The 15,079-nt window shown below is 72.9% G+C and carries 16 protein-coding genes; 10 read left to right on the forward strand and 6 right to left on the reverse strand.

Features of this window, described 5'->3' with window-relative positions; translation table 11 throughout:
* The 5 genes from E1J50_RS14845 to E1J50_RS14865 all read left to right on the forward strand — a co-directional run.
* Window positions 1-523: uroporphyrinogen decarboxylase family protein (locus E1J50_RS14845; RefSeq protein ID WP_281024571.1), on the forward strand; the 523-nt coding region annotated here is incomplete at its 5' end.
* A gap of 4 nt (window positions 524-527) precedes the next feature.
* A complete protein-coding gene (hemJ, locus tag E1J50_RS14850) occupies window positions 528-959 on the forward strand; it encodes a protoporphyrinogen oxidase HemJ (protein WP_132254615.1) in 432 nt (143 codons plus the stop codon).
* Between the two features lie 76 nt (window positions 960-1,035).
* Complete coding sequence (locus E1J50_RS14855; protein ID WP_132254616.1) at window positions 1,036-1,380, forward strand: lysozyme inhibitor LprI family protein; 345 nt, start codon at window positions 1,036-1,038, stop codon at window positions 1,378-1,380.
* 54 nt (window positions 1,381-1,434) lie between these two features.
* Entirely contained in the window at window positions 1,435-1,821 is a 387-nt protein-coding gene (locus E1J50_RS14860; RefSeq protein ID WP_132254617.1) for a type II toxin-antitoxin system RelE/ParE family toxin, read from the forward strand.
* Window positions 1,802-2,200: a helix-turn-helix domain-containing protein gene (locus tag E1J50_RS14865; protein ID WP_132254618.1), complete on the forward strand. Its 399-nt coding sequence runs from the start codon at window positions 1,802-1,804 to the stop codon at window positions 2,198-2,200. Before E1J50_RS14860 ends, E1J50_RS14865 begins: the two co-directional genes overlap by 20 nt.
* Before the next feature lie 18 nt (window positions 2,201-2,218).
* Here E1J50_RS14865 and hisG read toward each other — a convergent pair whose 3' ends face one another.
* The 6 genes from hisG to secB all read right to left on the reverse strand — a co-directional run bounded on the left by hisG (window position 2,219) and on the right by secB (window position 8,853).
* On the reverse strand, window positions 2,219-3,202 hold the full coding sequence (gene hisG, locus E1J50_RS14870; protein WP_132254619.1) for an ATP phosphoribosyltransferase: 984 nt from the start codon (window positions 3,200-3,202) through the stop codon (window positions 2,219-2,221).
* A complete protein-coding gene (locus E1J50_RS14875) occupies window positions 3,195-4,379 on the reverse strand; it encodes an ATP phosphoribosyltransferase regulatory subunit (RefSeq protein WP_132254620.1) in 1,185 nt (394 codons plus the stop codon). Before E1J50_RS14875 ends, hisG begins: the two co-directional genes overlap by 8 nt.
* Window positions 4,380-4,490: 111 nt before the next feature.
* Window positions 4,491-6,044 (reverse strand): histidine--tRNA ligase, encoded by a 1,554-nt coding sequence (hisS, locus tag E1J50_RS14880; protein WP_132254621.1) that lies wholly within the window; start codon window positions 6,042-6,044, stop codon window positions 4,491-4,493.
* Window positions 6,045-6,275: 231 nt separating this feature from the next.
* On the reverse strand, window positions 6,276-6,773 hold the full coding sequence (locus E1J50_RS14885; protein ID WP_132254622.1) for a DUF3429 domain-containing protein: 498 nt from the start codon (window positions 6,771-6,773) through the stop codon (window positions 6,276-6,278).
* 63 nt (window positions 6,774-6,836) lie between these two features.
* Window positions 6,837-8,069 carry an MFS transporter gene (locus E1J50_RS14890; RefSeq protein WP_132254623.1) on the reverse strand — a complete coding sequence of 411 codons (1,233 nt, stop codon included), beginning with the start codon at window positions 8,067-8,069 and terminating at the stop codon, window positions 6,837-6,839.
* Between the two features lie 274 nt (window positions 8,070-8,343).
* Window positions 8,344-8,853: a protein-export chaperone SecB gene (gene secB / locus E1J50_RS14895; RefSeq protein WP_132254624.1), complete on the reverse strand. Its 510-nt coding sequence runs from the start codon at window positions 8,851-8,853 to the stop codon at window positions 8,344-8,346.
* Window positions 8,854-9,417: 564 nt separating this feature from the next.
* Here secB and E1J50_RS14900 point away from each other — a divergent pair.
* From E1J50_RS14900 to mnmE, 5 genes are all read left to right on the forward strand, one after another.
* Window positions 9,418-10,143: a Tim44/TimA family putative adaptor protein gene (locus E1J50_RS14900; protein ID WP_132254625.1), complete on the forward strand. Its 726-nt coding sequence runs from the start codon at window positions 9,418-9,420 to the stop codon at window positions 10,141-10,143.
* Window positions 10,144-10,219: 76 nt separating this feature from the next.
* Window positions 10,220-11,362: a murein transglycosylase A gene (gene mltA, locus E1J50_RS14905; RefSeq protein WP_132254646.1), complete on the forward strand. Its 1,143-nt coding sequence runs from the start codon at window positions 10,220-10,222 to the stop codon at window positions 11,360-11,362.
* A 15-nt stretch (window positions 11,363-11,377) separates the two neighbouring features.
* A complete protein-coding gene (locus tag E1J50_RS14910; protein WP_132254626.1) occupies window positions 11,378-12,022 on the forward strand; it encodes a Smr/MutS family protein in 645 nt (214 codons plus the stop codon).
* A gap of 269 nt (window positions 12,023-12,291) precedes the next feature.
* Window positions 12,292-13,635, forward strand: coding sequence for a transcription termination factor Rho (gene rho, locus E1J50_RS14915; protein WP_405029704.1), 1,344 nt, complete (start codon window positions 12,292-12,294; stop codon window positions 13,633-13,635).
* Window positions 13,636-13,687: 52 nt separating this feature from the next.
* Window positions 13,688-14,989, forward strand: a complete 1,302-nt coding sequence (gene mnmE, locus E1J50_RS14920; RefSeq protein ID WP_132254627.1) for a tRNA uridine-5-carboxymethylaminomethyl(34) synthesis GTPase MnmE — start codon at window positions 13,688-13,690, stop codon at window positions 14,987-14,989.
* Window positions 14,990-15,079: the final 90 nt, after the last annotated feature.

Below are 15,079 nucleotides of genomic sequence, written 5' to 3' on the forward strand. Positions count from 1 at the left end.
CCATGCCGGCACCTTGCCGGCCTCGGACAACCATGCCGGCACCTTGCCGGCCTCGGACAACCATGCCGGCACCTTGCCGGCCTCGGGCAACCACGCCGGCACCCTGCCGAGCGGCGGCGGCGGCGAGGATGCCCTCGCCCGCTGGTCGTTCCGGCCGATCGCCCGGATGATCGAAGGCATCCGGGCCGAGGTGCCGGATGCAAAGGTCATCGTCTTCGCCCGCGGCTCGGGCCTCGACGGCCATGCCCGCGTCGTGCCGGAGACGGGCGCTGACGCCGTCGGCGTCGATTGGGCGGTGGACCTCGCTGCCCTGCGCCAACGCCTGCCGGCGAGCATCGTGACGCAGGGAAACCTGCATCCCGACGTGCTGATCGAGGGTGGGGAGGCGCTCGACGCCGCGGTCGACGCGATTCTCGCGGCGACCCGCGGCCTGCCGCACATCTTCAACCTGGGCCACGGCATCACGCCGCAGACGCCCGTCGCCCATGTGGAGCGGATGCTCGCCCGCCTGCGGGGCGCCTGAGCCGATGCTCTACGCCTGGATCAAGGCCGGCCACGTCATCGCGCTGATCGCCTGGATGGCGGCGATGCTCTACCTGCCCCGGCTCTTCGTCTACCACGCCTCGCTGCCGCCGGGCTCGGGCGCGCAATCCGAGACCTTCAAGGTGATGGAGCGCCGCCTCCTCAAGGCGATCATGACGCCCGCCATGATCGCGACCTGGATCCTCGGGCTGAGTCTCGCCTGGATGAGCGGCTTCTACGCCTCGGGCTGGCTGCAGGCGAAGTTCGCCCTGGTGCTCATGATGTCGGGGATGCACGGCTGGTTCGCCCGCATGGTCCGGGACTTCGCGGCCGACCGGAACCGGCGCGCGCCCCGCTTCTACCGGATCGTCAACGAGGTGCCGACGCTCCTGATGATCGTGATCGTGATCCTGGCGGTGGTGAAACCGGGCGCCTGATGGTGGACACTCGGACGGATGCGGCCGGGACCCCCTGACGACGGGGTCGCGCCCGCGCCCCGAGAGGAGACCCGCCATGCTCCGCGTCCCGGCCGCCGGCCTCGCCCTCGCCCTCCTGCTCGCCGCCAGTCCCGCCCGCGCGGCGAGCTTCCCCTGCGAGGGCGTGCAGGCCGCCGACGAGACGGCGATCTGCGCCGACCGGGCGCTCAACGACCTCGACGTCGAGATGGCGGTGCGCTTCGCGATCCTGAAGGAACTCCTGCCCATGGGCGGGCGGGGCAAGCTGCGGGACGACCAGGAAACCTGGCTCACCGAGCGCCGCGCCTGCGGCGCCGACCCCGCCTGCCTGCGCGAGGCCTATGCGGGCCGGCTGAAGACCCTGCGGGCGGTCTTCTCGGAATTCGCCAAGCAGGGGCCGTGAGCGGGCGTCAGCGGTCGGATCGTCACTTGGACGAACATAGCTTAAAGGCTATATATGGGTTGGGATGTCGTCCTGGGCGACGCGTTCGATGCGGAGTTCGAGACGTTGCCGCGGCCGGTGCAGGACGAATTGCTGGCATCGGCCAAGCTCCTCGCCGTGTTCGGGCCGCAGCTCGGTCGCCCGCACGTCGATACGCTGAACGGGTCCTCCTTCGCGAACATGAAGGAGTTGCGCTTCTCCGCCGACGACGGGGTCTGGCGCGTGGCCTTCGCGTTCGATCCGCGGCGGAAGGCGATCCTGCTCGTCGCCGGCGACAAGGCGGGGATCGGCGAGAAACGATTCTACAAGATCCTGATCGCCAAGGCCGACGGGCGCTACCAAGCCCATCTCGACGGCTTGGCGGAAGCGAAGGGAGACGGCGATGGGCCGCAATCTCGATGACGTGATCGCCGCGCTGCCCGAGGAGCGGCGCGGCGCCGTCGAAGCCCGATTTCAGCGCTTGAAGGACAAGGTCGAAAGCCTCGGCGAGTTGCGTCGCCTGGCCGGCCGCGCGCAGGCCGAGATCGCGTCGGCGCTGCAGATCAAGCAGCCCTCGGTCTCCAAGATCGAGAAGCAGGCCGACCTGTATCTGTCGACCCTGCGGAGCTACGTGGAGGCGATCGGCGGCCAACTCGATCTGATCGTGCGCCTTCCCGCGCACGCGCCGATCCGCCTCGAGCGTCTCGGAGACGTGACGGCGGCGAAGGCGAGAGCGGGCCGCAGCGCCAAGGCGGCCGGGCGTCGTCCCCGTGCCAAGACCGAGCCTGAAGGCCGAGCCTGAGAGCCGATAGGGCCCCCCTCACAGCCGGGCCAGCAGGCGCTCCGCCAGGGGGTTCTCGCCCGCGAAGGCGTAGTCGATGCGGCGCACCGTGACGGAGCGGGCGCCGGCCTCGACCAAGGCGTCCGAGAGCGCGAAGACCGCGTCGGCCGGGCAGCGCAGCACGATCTCGCCGTCCGGGCCTCGCGGGGCGCCGTAGGGCAGCTCCGCCTCGTGGAGCCCCGCGATCGTCGCGAGGTCGATCGACCCGCTCTCCGGGAGCCCCGCCCGGACCTCGCGGGTGGTGCGGGCGCGCTCCTCGGCGGCGATGCGGCCGAGCACGGCGCGCAGAGCCGTCCGCTGGCTCTCGCCCCAGGCGGCGCGCAGCGAGGCGACGAGGTTCGCCTCCGAGCGCAGGATGATGCCGTCGTCGAGGATCTTGAGGGCGTTCGCCTGGAGCGTGGCCCCCGTCGTCGTGATGTCCACGACGATCTCGGCCGAGCCCGCGGCCGGCGCGCCCTCGGTGGCGCCGAGGCTCTCGACGATGCGGTAATCGGCGACGCCCTTCTCGGCGAAGAAGCGGCGGGTCAGGTTCACGTATTTCGTGGCGATGCGAAGCCGCCGTCCGTGATGGGCGCGCATCTCGGCCGCCACCTCGTCGAGGTCGCCCATGGCGCGCACGTCGATCCAGGCCTGGGGCACCGCCACCACCACCGTCGCCTGCCCGAAGCCGAGCGGCGTCAGGAGCTCGACCCGTCCGCGATCGTCCGGCAGCGTCTCGCGGATCAGGTCCTCGCCGGTGATGCCGAGATGGGCCGCCCCGCTCGCGAGCTGGCCCGCGATCTCGGAGGCCGAGAGGTAGCGCACCTCGACGCCCGGCACGCCGACGAGCCGGCCGCGATAATCGCGTGCGCCGGCCCCTTGCGCCAGCTTCAGGCCGGCCCGGGCGAAGAAGGCGGCGGCGTTCTCCTGCAGCCGGCCCTTCGAGGGCACGGCGAGGACGAGGGCCCCATCGGTCTCAGGCATCGGGGGTCTCGCTGGAAGGGGCGTTGCGGGCGGCGCGGTCGAGCCAGAAGGCGCAGCCGACGGCCGGGAGCGGCGCCGGGCTGCCGAGATGGCTGAGGAGGCCGTCGTAGCGGCCGCCGCCGACGAGGGCGGGGCCGGGCCGGTCGCCCTCGGCGGGCGCCGTCACCTCGAAGATGAAGCCCGTATAATAGTCGAGGTTGCGCGCGAAGCTCCCCGCGAAGCGGAAGCGCTCCACCGGCAGGCCGCGGGCCGCCATGAAGCCGGTGCGCTCCTCGAACAGGGCGAGCGCGGCCGCGAAGGCGGGCTGGCGCAGGAGCCCGGCCTCGTCGGCGAGCGCCCGCAGGTCGCGCGCCGCCGCGTCCGGATCGCCCGAGATCGCCCGGTAGCGCTCGATCACCGCCCGGTTCTCGGCGTTGAGGCCGGCCCCGCCATTCGCCTGCGCGGCGGCCTTGGCGAGGAAGCGCTCGGCGATCTCGCCCGCGCTGCGCCCGCCCACCGCCGAGATGCCGGCGATCGAGAGCACGTCCTCCACGAAGGCGCGCACGCCCTTGGGGTCCTGGCCCTGGATGGTGGCGAGGAGCCCCGCGTGCCGGTCCTCGCTCTGGGCCGTGTTCATCACCCCGTCGAGGCCGCGGCCGGCGGCGAGCGCCCGCAGCGTGCGGCGCTTGGCGGCCGGCGGCACGCCGAGCCCGTCGAGAAGCGCCACGGTGAGCCCCATGTCGCCGAGCCGCACCTCCGCCTCCGGGCGGCCGAGCAGCGCGAGCCCCTCGAGGGCGAGGCCCAGCACCTCGGCATCGGCGGCCGGCGTGTCGGTCCGCCCGATCGACTCGATGCCGGCCTGCAGGAACTCGTCGGGCTCGTGGCCGCCCAGGCGGAAGACGGGGCCGAGATAGCTGTAATCGGCGGCCTGCCCGTCCGCGAGCGCCCGGTGCAGGCGGCAGACGGGGATGGTGAATTCGGGCCGCAGGCAGAGCTCCGTGCCCGCCTCGTCCTGGGTGACGAAGATGCGGCGGCGGATGTCCTCGCCGGAGAGTTCGAGGAAGGGCTCGACGGGCTGCAGCACCGGCGGCGTCACCGGACGGTAGCCCGCCGCGGAGAGATGCGCCGAGAGCCGCGCCGAGAGCCGCGTCTTGGCCTCGTCGGTGCCCGCCGGGCCGCCTGCCTCCGCTCGCATCATGATGGGTCCCGCTCGATGTCGCCCGGCTCTCTAGCAACCGGGGCCGCCCTTGGCGACACTTGGCCCCCGCAACCCCTTGAGATGATGGCGCGGACGGTAAAAGCCGGCCCCTCAGCCCCCCGGCTGCGGGAAGTGGCGGGCCAGCACCTCGCGCACGCGCTCGACCATCTCGCCCTCCGGCACCGAGAATTGCGCCGGGCGCGCCGCCTTCCACTCGGCGTTGCTGGCGATGCCCTCGGCGGCCCGGGCGCCCTCGATCAGGTCCTTGATCTGGACCTCGCCGGCCTCGCGCTCGTTCGAGCCCTGGATGACGGCGACCGGCGCGCGCCGGCGGTCGGCGTATTTCATCTGCGCCTTCATGCCGGCGCCGCCGAGATAGAGCTCGGCCCGGATGCCGGCCCCGCGCAGGGCGGCGACGAGGCGCTGGTATTCGGCGATGCATTCCCGGTCGAGGACGAGGACCACGACGGGGCCGGGGCCTTCCGCGCCCTGAACCAGCGGGCTCTTCACGAGCTGCAGCGCCGAGAACAGGCGCGACACGCCGATCGAGAAGCCGGTGGCCGGCACGGGCTCGGACCGGAAGCGCCCGACGAGCCCGTCGTAGCGCCCGCCGCCCGCCACCGAGCCGAAGCGCACCACCTGCCCCTCCTCGTTGGTGACGGGGAAGGTCAGCTCCGCCTCGTAGACGGGGCCGGTATAGTATTCGAGGCCGCGCACCACGCTCGGGTCCGCCCGGATCTGGTCGTGGCCGTAGCCGGCCGCCGCGCAGAGGCGCATGATGGCGTGGAGTTCCGCGATGCCCTCGCGCCCCGTCTCGGATTCGCCGACCACGTCGCTCCAGGAGCGGAAGAACTGCTCCCAGAAATGCACCCGGTCGCCGCCGTCGCTGGGGGAGGCCTGGAACGAGACGTAGGCGAGGATGCGCTCGATCGCGGCCTCGTCGAGCCCCGCGCCCTTGGTGAAGTCGCCGCTCTCGTCCTTGCGGCCGGGGCCGAGCAGGAGGCGCACCCCGTCGGGGCCGAGGCGGTCGAGCTTGTCGATGGCGCGCAGCACGGTGAGGCGGCGCCCGGCCTGATCGGGACCGGCGAGCCCGATCGCCTCCATCATCCCGTCGAGCACCTTCCGGTTGTTCACCTTGATCAGGTACTGGCCCTTCAGCCCGAGCCGGTCGAGGGTGTCGGCGGCCATCATGCAGATCTCGGCATCGGCCGCGACGGAGCCCGCGCCGACGATGTCGGCATCGAACTGCATGAACTGGCGGAAGCGTCCCGGCCCCGGCTTCTCGTTGCGGAAGACGTAGCCGTTGCGGAAGCTCCGGTAGGGCTTCGGGATCGCGTCGAAATTCTCGGCCACGAAGCGGGCGAGCGGCGCGGTGAGGTCGTAGCGCAGCGACAGCCAGGATTCGTCGTCGTCCTGGAACGAGAACACGCCCTCGTTCGGCCGGTCGAGATCGGGCAGGAACTTGCCGAGCGCCTCGGTGTACTCGATGAAGGGCGTCTCCAGCGCCTCGAAGCCGTAGAGCGTGAAGGTGTCGCGGATCACCTCCAGCATCCGCCCCTGCGCCGCGATCGCGTCCGCGCGCCGGTCGAGGAGGCCGCGGGGCAGGCGCGGCTTGAGGGTGTCGGCCTTGACCGTCTCGGCCTTGACCTTCTCCGCCTTGGACATGGCTTGCGTTCGCTTCGTGCTCGCGTCCGGAATGACCCGCCGGGCTCTAACGCGGGTGGGAGGAGGCGGCAAGCGCAGGCTGCCCGCCGCCCACCTCTCCCGTTCGGGAGAGGTCGAGTCCGCGGCACGCGGACCGGGTGAGGGATCAGGTCTTTCCGGAGACGTCACACCCCTCACCCCCGCCCTCTCCCGGACGGGTGAGGGGGCGCCTCCCGCCGGGCGCGCCCGGGCCTATCCGCCGGAGAGCTTCAGGGTGAGCAGGGCGAGGAGGCCGGCGAGCCCGAGCGGGATCTGCAGCGGGCGCAGCCGCCGGAAGAACAGGGGTGCCTCGCCGCGCGCCGCCGCGATCGGATCGAGCACCGTGATCGCCGCGTAGCCGAGGATGAGCAGGGCGAGCGCGCCCGTCTCCCGCCCCAGGACCGTCGCGACGAGGGCCGAGAAGCCGAGGCCGAACAGGAGCATCATGGTGCCGATCTGCATCGCGGTCGGCCCGCCCTCGGTGCGGAAGGAGACGCCCCGGCGCACGCCCGACAGGAACAGCAGGATGGCCGAGGCCCAGAGCAGGGTCAGCGTCGCGGCCCCGCGCGCGAGGTCGCCGCCCAGGGTCCAGGCGGCGGCGGCACCCGCGAGGAAGGGCAGCATCGGCCCGTAGCCGAGCACCACGCTGAGCCAGGGCGTCTCGCGCGGCTCGTGGGCCGTGACGGTGCGTCCGGTCGCGTCCTGCCGCATCGGCGCTCCCCTGCGTTCGAACCGCACGGGGAACCGGTGCGCCGGGCGCCGGTTCCCGCGGGGTCAGGCCGCCTGCAGGGCGGCCCGGGCCTCGCGGCGGCGGCTGCGCCGGCCCGGCTCGGTGGTGGTGTCGAGCCAGATCACGAGGGCGAGGGCGACGAGGGCCGGGGCGCCGAGGGCGAGGAAGGCGCCCGTCCAGCCGAGGAAGGACTGGGCGAGGCCGCCGTACCAGGCGGAGAGCGCCCCGCCGATGCCCTGCACGGCGTTGACGGTGCCGAGCGCGGTCTGGGTGCGGCCCGAGCCCCAGGTGAGGTCGGCGACCACGACCGGGACCGCGACGCCGACGATGCCCGAGGCGACGCCGTCGAGGATCTCGGCCGAGATCAGCCAGAGCGGATCGTCGATGAAGCCCGAGAGCGCGGCGCGCACGGGCAGCACCGCGATGGCCACGAGGAGGAGCTTGCGGCGCCCGCGCTTGTCGGCGAGCGAGCCGGCGAACAGGGCGACCGGGATCATCACGAGCTGCGCCACCATGACGTAGCGGGCGGTCCAGCTCGTGGCGTCGTCGGCGGTGGCGACGAGCTTCTGGCCGAGCAGGGTCAGCATGCCGCCGTTGCCGAGGTTGAACAGGGCGAGCGCCAGGGCCAGTACCATCAGCTTGCGGTTCGAGAGCACGCTGCGGGTGCCCGCCCGGGCCGGATGGTCGTCCGGATCGTCCTCCTTCCAGCCGACCGCCCGGCGCTCGTTGTAGCAGTGGCCGGGCGTCGTCGCGGTGGCGACGATGGCGAGCACCGCCATGACGCCGAGCACCCAGAAGGCCACAGCCGGCCCGAGAGAGGGGGTGCCGACGCTGATGAGGCCGGCCGCGATCAGGATGCCGACATGGTTGTAGGCCTGGTTCCGGCCCTGCTGCTGCGGGAACCTGTCCTTGCCGACGATGCCGAGGGTCAGCGCGGTGACGGCGGGCAGGAGCAGGGTGCCCCCCGCCGCGGCGATGAACTGGGCCGCGAACACGGTGGCGAAGGCCCGGGCCGGCAGCAGGAGCAGGGTCCCGGCGAGGATCGCCGCGCAGGCGGCGCAGATCAGGAGGCGCGGGCGCCCGAGCCGGTCGACGAGGGCGCCGAAGGGTCCGCTGAGGAACAGGGTGCCGACGCCGACCAGGGTGGTCACGAAGCCGATCCGCGCCGGGCTCCACGATCCGGTCTCCGCGAGCCACGTGCCGAGGAACGGCCCGAGCCCGCCCTGGATGTCACCGATGAAGACGTTGATGAGGCCGAGATGCGTTGTGGCGTTCATGGATCCGGGCGCTGGCGGGGGCGGGCCGACGGCGCCGCCGAGGTCCCTTCAATGCGCAAGCCTGCCTCGAGGGATCCCGAGCGCGGCAATTTTCCCCGGCTCGGATGCCCCGCCTCACCCGAACGGGAGAGGCCGAGCCCGCGGGACGCGGACCGGGTGAGGAATGCGAGGTTTCCGGAGGGGTCGCACCCCTCACCCCGACCCTTTCCCGAACGGGAGAGGGGGACGGAGCCGGGGAGACGGAGCGCGATCGGGTCGGGTGCCGCGGGGCGGCTCAGGCGTCGAGCGGGCCGCCGGCCTGCTGGGCCTGCGCCTCCAGAGCCTTCTGGCGGTAGAGGCCGACGAAATCGATCGGATCGATGTAGAGGGGCGGGAAGCCGCCGTTGCGCACGGCCTCGGCGACGATCTGCCGCGCGAAGGGGAAGAGCAGGCGCGGGCACTCGATCATCACCGCCGGATGCAGCTGGTCCTGCGGGATGTTGCGCATGCGGAAGATGCCGGCGTACTTCAGGTCGAAGGCGAACAGCACCTCGTTGTTGATCTTCGCGTCGCCCTCCAGCGTCAGCTCGACCTCGAAATCGGCCTCGGCGATCTGCTGGGCGTTGACGTTGACCTGGATGTTGATCTGCGGGCCCTGGCCTTCCTGGGGCTGGAGCGAGCGCGGCGCGTTCGGGTTCTCGAACGAGAGGTCCTTGGCGTACTGGGCCAGCGCGTTGATCGCGGGCGCGTTCTCGGCCTGCGCCGTGGCGCCACCGTTGCCGTTCGGTGCCGGAGAGTCGGCCATGGCGTGTCATCCTCCTCGAAAGTCGTCTCTGGGACGCCCGCGATCCCGGGGCCGTCGCGCACGGGTGGCGGGAGGTGCCGCGTGCCCGGACGCCCCGATCCGCGAACCCGGCGCGGCAGCGCGCTAACACGGCCGCCCCGCTGGAACAAGCAAGCCGGTCGGCCTCAGACGGGGGGCGGGGGACGGGAACCGTACGGCCGCGCCGCCGGGGCGCCGGCCCTTCCCGCGAGGCGGCTCAGATCGCTGGCGCGGCTGCCTGGAACCCTCCGCGACGGCGCCCCATATGCCCTCCATCGCGGGTCGTGCCGTCGACGTTCGGCTCGATCCTTGCGCGGGGGTCCGTTAAGAGCCTCTCGCGAAACTCCCGGATCCGCCGTTGCGGGCCGGGGGCTTCCGTGAAACGGGGGGTCTCTGCGGGGTGCTCTCGGAGCCCGACATGAAGCAATCCCTCGACAGGCCGCCTCACCGCCGCCTTGCTCCGGGTGCCTCATGGCAGGCATGGGGAACAACGCGGCGGACCCGGCGGAGCCTCTGGCAGGCGGCGCGGCCACCATCGGATCGGTGATGCAGGATACCTTCGACCTTACGACCCTGATCTTCCTGGCTCTGGCCGTCTTCGTGATCTGGCGCCTGCGCTCGGTCCTCGGCCAGAAGACGGGCACGGAGCGCTCGCCCTTCAAGCCGCTCGACCGCAGCCGCACCGAGCCGCCGGCCGGGCGCCAGGAGGGCGACAACGTCGTGCGCCTGCCCGGCGCCGACCGGGCGCAGGCCGCCGACCGCGGCCAGGCCGCCGTCGCCGAGGCGCGGGACTGGCGCGGCATCGCCGAGCCCGGCTCCGCCGTCGCCCGCGGCCTGGAGCAGGTGGTGCAGATCGAGCCGGCCTTCGACCCGCGCGCCTTCGTCGACGGCGCCAAGTCCGCCTACGAGACGATCGTGATCGCCTTCGCCAAGGGCGACCGCAAGACGCTGCGGACCCTCCTCTCCCGGGAGGTCGGCGAGGGGTTCGAGCGGGCGATCGGCGAGCGCGAGCGCGAGCGCCAGACGGTCGAGACCACCTTCGTCTCGATCGACAAGGCCGAGATCGTCGCCGTCGACGTGCGCAACCGCGTCGCCCAGATCACCGTGCGCTTCCTCTCCAACCTGATCACGGCGACCCGGAACGCCGAAGGGGCCGTCGTCGACGGCAGCGCCGAGACCGTGGTCGAGGTGCCCGATGTCTGGACCTTCGCCCGCACCCTCGGCAGCCGCGACCCGAACTGGCAGCTCGTCGCCACCGAGGCCGGCACCTGACCCTGCTGATGCCGTGCGCGCCCGACCGGTAGGACATCGCGCGGCCCGAGCGGCCGCGCTCGCCACCTCGCTCCTGATGCTCGCCCTGCCCGGCCCGGCCCTCCACGCGGCCGGGCCGTTGCGCGTCGGCGAGGCCGTGCTGGAGCCCGTCCTGCCCGCGAGCCTGCCCGGCTTCCCCGGCACCGATGCGGCGGCCGCCCTCGACGCCTTCCGCCGGACCTGCGCCGGGGCGCCGCCGCCGCAACTGCCCACGGTGGCGGGGCCCCTCGAGGATCTCGCCTCCGCCTGCCGGGCGGCCGAGGGCGTGTCCGCGGAGGGGGCCGGCGCCTTCTTCGCGGCCCGCTTCGACGCCTACCGGGTGGTGCGGCCGGCCGACGGGGCGAACCCGGAGCGGCGCCTCGGCTTCCTCACCGGCTATTTCGAGCCGGAGCTCGCGGGCTCGCTCACGCGGGACGCGGACCACACGGCCCCGGTCCTCGCCCGGCCCGACGACCTCGTCACCTTCGAACCCGGCGAGACCCGGCCCGGCCTCGACCCGGCGCTGCGCGCCGCCCGCGCCGTCGGGGATCGCCTCGAGCCCTATCCGGACCGGGCCGCGATCGAGGACGGGGCCTTGGCCGAGCGGGGCAGGCCCCTCCTCTACCTGCGCGACGCGGTCGACCTGTTCGTGCTGCAGGTGCAGGGCTCGGGCCGGGTGCGCCTGCCCGACGGGCGCTCGGTGCGGGTGCTCTACGACGGGCGCAACGGCCGCCCCTACACCTCGGTCGGCAAGCTGATCGTGGCGGAGGGGCACCTGCCGCTGGAGGGCCTGACGCTCGCCCGCTGGACGGCGTGGCTGCGGGACAACCCGGCGGAGGGCCGCCGCCTGATGCGGAAGAACGCCTCCTACATCTTCTTCCGCCTCGCGGAGGTGAAGGATCCCGCCCTCGGGCCGCCCGGGGCCGCCGGCGCGCCGCTCGCGCCCGGCCGCAGCCTCGCGGTCGATGCCAACCTCTGGCGCTACGGCCTGCCCTTCTGGCTGGAAGGCCGGCTGCCGGGCGGCGGGGCCGAGGCCGGCCGGCTCGTCGTCGCGGCCGATACGGGCTCGGCCATCGTCGGGCCGGCGCGGGGCGACCTCTATCTCGGCACCGGCGGCGCGGCGGGCGTGGCGGCCGGGAACCTGCGCGACGCGGTCGGCTTCGTGGTGCTGCTGCCGAAGCCCGCGGCCGGGGGGCGCTGAGATGCGGGCGCCCGCATGAGACCGCCCCGGCGAACCCGCGCGCTCACCGAGGCGGAGAGCCGCCTCTGGAACGAGATCGCCCGGCTCGTGACCCCCTTGCGCGGCCGGGCGCGGTCGAAGCCTCCCGAGCCGGAGGCCGCGCCCGCCGCGCCGCGCGCGGCCAAAGCCGCGGCCAACCCGACGCTGAAGGCGACGCTGAAGCCCGCCTCGAAGACCGCAGCCAAGCCGGGAGCCGAGCCCGTAACCAAGGCTCAGGCCCGGATCGCCGCGCCCACGATGCCGCCCTATCAGGCGCCCGTGCCGCCGCCGGCTCCCCCGCCGAGCGGCCTGGAGCGGCGCGCCCGCCTCGGCCTCAAGCGCGGCACGCTGCCCGTCGAGGCACGGATCGACCTGCACGGGCTCTACCAGGCCGAGGCGCACGCTGCCCTCGTCGGCTTCCTGATGCGCTGCCGGGCGGCCGGGCACGCCCACGTCCTCGTCGTGACGGGCAAGGGCGGTCCCACGTTCGACGACGCCTTCTCCGAGCGCGGCGTGCTGCGCCGGAGCGTGCCCCACTGGCTGCGCGGCTCGGAGCTGCGCGGCATCGTCCTCGGCTTCGAGGAGGCCTCGCGCCACCATGGCGGGGCCGGCGCCCTCTACGTCCGGTTGCGCCGCCGCTGAGCGGCGCTCCGCGCCCCGGGGGCCGGCCCCACCGTCTGGTCCGGGACAGCGGCGCCGTACGGGACTTGAGCCGGGACCGGAAACGCGGTATGGACAGGTGCCCTCCTATAAGCGCCGTACCGCATCCATGAGCCGTGAGGGCTCAGCCAAGTCGATGCCCGGGGCCACCAGAACCTGCGTGACCTGACTTGTTGGCGCCCCCGCGGCGCCCGGCGCGAAGCACCATTCCCGTCCCGTCACCGTCCCCCTTTGCCGGTTTTACAGTCCACATGACGCAAACCCCCGATGTCCTCGCCACCGCGGACCTGCCGACCGAGGGCAGCATCATTGCTGCCGAACTCGACGGCATGCGCGAGATCAAGCTGCAGGATCTGAAGTCGAAAACGCCGACCGACCTGATCGCCTTCGCCGAGGAGGTCGAGGTCGAGAACGCCTCGACCATGCGCAAGCAGGAGTTGATGTTCGCCATCCTGAAGCAGCTCGCTGCCAAGGAGGTCGAGATCATCGGCTCCGGCACCGTAGAGGTGCTGCAGGACGGCTTCGGCTTCCTGCGCTCGAACGACTCGAACTACCTGCCGGGTCCGGACGACATCTACATCTCGCCGACCCAGATCCGCCGCTTCGGCCTGCGCACCGGCGACACCGTCGAAGGCCCGATCCGGGGCCCCAAGGACGGCGAGCGCTACTTCGCCCTCCTGAAGGTGAACACGATCAACTTCGAGAACCCGGAGAAGATCAAGCACAAGGTCCATTTCGACAACCTGACGCCGCTCTTCCCCACGAAGCGGTTCAAGCTCGAACTGGACAACCCGACCCGGAAGGACTTCTCGCCGCGCATCATCGACATCGTCGCGCCGATCGGCAAAGGCCAGCGCGCGCTCATCGTGGCGCCGCCCCGCACGGGCAAGACCGTGCTGATGCAGAACATCGCGCAGTCGATCACCCTCAACCACCCCGAGTGCTACCTCATCGTGCTGCTCATCGACGAGCGCCCCGAGGAGGTGACGGACATGCAGCGCTCCGTGAAGGGCGAGGTCATCGCCTCGACCTTCGACGAGCCGGCGACCCGCCACGTGCAGGTGGCCGAGATGGTGATCGAGAAGGCCAAGCGTCTCGTGGAGCACGGGCGCGACGTCGTCATCCTGCTCGACTCGATCACGCGCCTCGGGCGCGCCTACAACACGGTGGTGCCCTCCTCCGGCAAGGTGCTGACGGGCGGCGTCGACGCCAACGCCCTGCAGCGCCCGAAGCGCTTCTTCGGCGCGGCCCGCAACATCGAGGAGGGCGGCTCGCTCACCATCATCGCGACCGCGCTGATCGACACCGGCTCGCGCATGGACGAGGTGATCTTCGAGGAGTTCAAGGGCACGGGCAATTCCGAGATCATCCTGGACCGCAAGGTCTCCGACAAGCGGATCTTCCCGGCCATCGACATCACCCGCTCCGGTACCCGCAAGGAGGAGCTCCTGGTGCCGCCGGACGCGCTCAAGAAGACCTACGTGCTGCGCCGCATCCTCAACCCGATGGGCGTCACCGACGCGATCGAGTTCCTGCTCGACAAGCTGCGCCAGACGAAGAGCAACGGCGACTTCTTCGACTCCATGAACACCTGAGCCGCGAGGGGCCGCGCCCGCGCGCGGCCCCCCTCGCCGGACGCGCGCCCGCATGGCGAGCCCCTCCACCCTCTTCGCCCCCGCGAGCGGCTTCGGCCGCGCGGCGATCGCCGTCATCCGGCTGACCGGCCCGGTCTGCGAGCCGCTTCTCGCCGCGCTCGCGGGTGCCTGCCCGCCGCCGCGCCGCCTCAGCCTCAGGACCCTGCGCGACCCGCAGACGGGCGAGGTCCTCGACCGCGCCCTCGTCGCGTGGCTGCCCGGCCCGGCGACCTATACCGGCGAGGACATGGCGGAACTCCATCTCCACGGCGGTCTTGCCGTGCGCGCGGGCGTGATCCGGGCGCTCTGCGCCTTCCCCGGCTGCCGGGCCGCCGAGCCCGGTGCCTTCACCCGCCGCGCCGTCTTCAACGGGCGCCTCGGCCTCACCGAGGCCGAGGGCATCGGCGACCTGATCGACGCGGAGACCGAGGCGCAGCGGCGTCAGGCGCTCCGCCAGCTCGACGGGGCGCTCGGCCGCCAGGTCGCCGCGTGGCGGGCCCGCGCGATCGCGTGCCTCGCGGGCGCCGAGGCGGCGCTCGACTTCTCCGACGAGGGCGACGTCGACGAGGCGGGCCTCGACGCTGCCCTGATCGGCAAGGCGGCCGACCTGCGCGACGAGATCTCCGCCGCCCTGCGCGACGATCGCCGCGGCGAGCGGCTGCGCGAGGGCTTCCACGTGGTTCTCGCCGGGCCGCCGAATGCGGGGAAATCCACCCTCCTCAACGCGCTCAGCCGCCGCGAGGCGGCGATCGTCTCCGACGTGCCGGGTACCACTCGCGATGCGATCGAGGTCCGCTGCGATCTCGGCGGCCTGCCCGTGATCCTCGTCGATACGGCGGGCCTGCGCGAGACGGAGGATTGCGTCGAGGCCGAGGGCATCCGGCGCACGCGAGCGCGCATGGCGAGCGCCGACCTCGTGCTGCACCTCTCGGCCGCGGACGCGCCCGCGTCGGCGGATCCCGGGCCGCCCGGGCTCGCCGTGACCACCAAGGCGGATCTGGCGGAGCCGGGCGGCCCCGGCCTGTCCGTCTCGGCGCTGACGGGGCAGGGCCTCGACCGCCTGCTCGACGCGATCGAGGCGGCAGCGCGCGGTGCGCTCGGCGGCGGCGACGCCCTCATCACCCGCGAGCGGCACCGTGCGGCGCTCGCGCGCTGCGTCGAGAGCCTCGACCGGGTGGTGGCCGGTGCTCCCCTGCCGGAACTCGTGGCGGAGGATCTGCGCCTCGCGGTGCGCGCCCTCGGCGAGGTCGGCGGCCATGTCGGCGTCGAGGAGATGCTCGACCGGCTGTTCTCCGGCTTCTGCATCGGCAAGTAACGAAGTCCGCCGAAAAAACAATCAAAACAATGATTTAGCGAGATACATCGCCGTCGTGCGCGCCACGGCGCGCGCCCCTTCCCGTTCGGG

It is taken from the genome of Methylobacterium segetis (genome assembly GCF_004348265.1).
GTDB classification, from domain to species: domain Bacteria; phylum Pseudomonadota; class Alphaproteobacteria; order Rhizobiales; family Beijerinckiaceae; genus Methylobacterium; species Methylobacterium segetis.

What these genes read in the sequence shown, in the direction of transcription:
- hemJ (WP_132254615.1), top strand. Translation starts at nt 528, where the DNA reads ATGCTCTACGCCTGGATCAAGGCCGGCCACGTCATCGCGCTGATCGCC.
- E1J50_RS14855 (WP_132254616.1), top strand. Translation starts at nt 1,036, where the DNA reads ATGCTCCGCGTCCCGGCCGCCGGCCTCGCCCTCGCCCTCCTGCTCGCC.
- E1J50_RS14860 (WP_132254617.1), top strand. Translation starts at nt 1,435, where the DNA reads ATGGGTTGGGATGTCGTCCTGGGCGACGCGTTCGATGCGGAGTTCGAG.
- E1J50_RS14865 (WP_132254618.1), top strand. Translation starts at nt 1,802, where the DNA reads ATGGGCCGCAATCTCGATGACGTGATCGCCGCGCTGCCCGAGGAGCGG.
- hisG (WP_132254619.1), bottom strand. Translation starts at nt 3,202, where the DNA reads ATGCCTGAGACCGATGGGGCCCTCGTCCTCGCCGTGCCCTCGAAGGGC.
- E1J50_RS14875 (WP_132254620.1), bottom strand. Translation starts at nt 4,379, where the DNA reads ATGATGCGAGCGGAGGCAGGCGGCCCGGCGGGCACCGACGAGGCCAAG.
- hisS (WP_132254621.1), bottom strand. Translation starts at nt 6,044, where the DNA reads ATGTCCAAGGCGGAGAAGGTCAAGGCCGAGACGGTCAAGGCCGACACC.
- E1J50_RS14885 (WP_132254622.1), bottom strand. Translation starts at nt 6,773, where the DNA reads ATGCGGCAGGACGCGACCGGACGCACCGTCACGGCCCACGAGCCGCGC.
- E1J50_RS14890 (WP_132254623.1), bottom strand. Translation starts at nt 8,069, where the DNA reads ATGAACGCCACAACGCATCTCGGCCTCATCAACGTCTTCATCGGTGAC.
- secB (WP_132254624.1), bottom strand. Translation starts at nt 8,853, where the DNA reads ATGGCCGACTCTCCGGCACCGAACGGCAACGGTGGCGCCACGGCGCAG.
- E1J50_RS14900 (WP_132254625.1), top strand. Translation starts at nt 9,418, where the DNA reads ATGCAGGATACCTTCGACCTTACGACCCTGATCTTCCTGGCTCTGGCC.
- mltA (WP_132254646.1), top strand. Translation starts at nt 10,220, where the DNA reads ATGCTCGCCCTGCCCGGCCCGGCCCTCCACGCGGCCGGGCCGTTGCGC.
- E1J50_RS14910 (WP_132254626.1), top strand. Translation starts at nt 11,378, where the DNA reads ATGAGACCGCCCCGGCGAACCCGCGCGCTCACCGAGGCGGAGAGCCGC.
- rho (WP_405029704.1), top strand. Translation starts at nt 12,292, where the DNA reads ATGACGCAAACCCCCGATGTCCTCGCCACCGCGGACCTGCCGACCGAG.
- mnmE (WP_132254627.1), top strand. Translation starts at nt 13,688, where the DNA reads ATGGCGAGCCCCTCCACCCTCTTCGCCCCCGCGAGCGGCTTCGGCCGC.